This is a genomic window from Vibrio sp. 03_296, assembly GCF_002265885.1.
On sequence record NZ_NPKW01001240.1, the window covers coordinates 1 to 923 of the forward strand.

A 923-nucleotide genomic window follows, 5' to 3' on the forward strand; every position below is an offset into this window, starting at 1 on the left:
CAACAACGCCACTATCCCATAAAAACTCAGCACACCGCCGCCACGCCACCCATCGTCATTCCCGTGCACACGGGAATCCATTCATCCACACACGCCAGATGTCGCGTTTGGAAATGCACTCACCCCAGACAACAACATAGAGCCAAACTGACAACAACACTGGCAATGAAGCGGTAATACCGAGCTACAAGACTCGCTGTACGATGGATCCCCGCGTTCGCGAGGATGACGAACTGAGAGACAGAAAGAGGCTGACAAACCGAAGTTATAAGTAAGAAGTTGTAATAACAAAGGATGTGATGAGACAATACACATCAACAGCGACACTATCCCGTAAAAACTCAGCACACCGCCGCCAAACCACCAGCTGTCATTCCCGTGCACACGGGAATCCATTAATCCACACACGCCGGATGTCACGTTTGAAAACGCACTTGCCACAACAGACAACAACATAAAGCAAAACCAACAACAATACCGGTAACGAAGTGGTAATACCGAGCGACAACACTCGCTGTACGATGGATCCCCGCCTTCGCGAGGATGACGAGCTGAGAGACAGAAAGAGGCTAACAGAGCGAAGTTATACGGAAGAAGTTGGAATAACAAAGGATGAGACAAAACACATCAACAACGCCACTATCCCATAAAAACTCAGCACACCGCCGCCACGCCACCCATCGTCATTCCCGTGCACACGGGAATCCATTCATCCACACACGCCAGATGTCGCGTTTGGAAATGCACTCACCCCAGACAACAACATAGAGCCAAACTGACAACAACACTGGCAATGAAGCGGTAATACCGAGCTACAAGACTCGCTGTACGATGGATCCCCGCGTTCGCGAGGATGACGAACTGAGAGACAGAAAGAGGCTGACAAACCGAAGTTATAAGTAAGAAGTTGTAATAACAAAGGA

At 49.4% G+C, this 923-nt stretch carries 1 protein-coding gene; it reads right to left on the reverse strand.

The genetic code is table 11. From position 1 onward, the window contains the following. Nucleotides 1-709: 709 nt before the first annotated feature. On the reverse strand, nucleotides 710-923 hold a 214-nt coding region (locus tag CIK04_RS35175), incomplete at its 5' end, for a hypothetical protein (protein ID WP_325206052.1).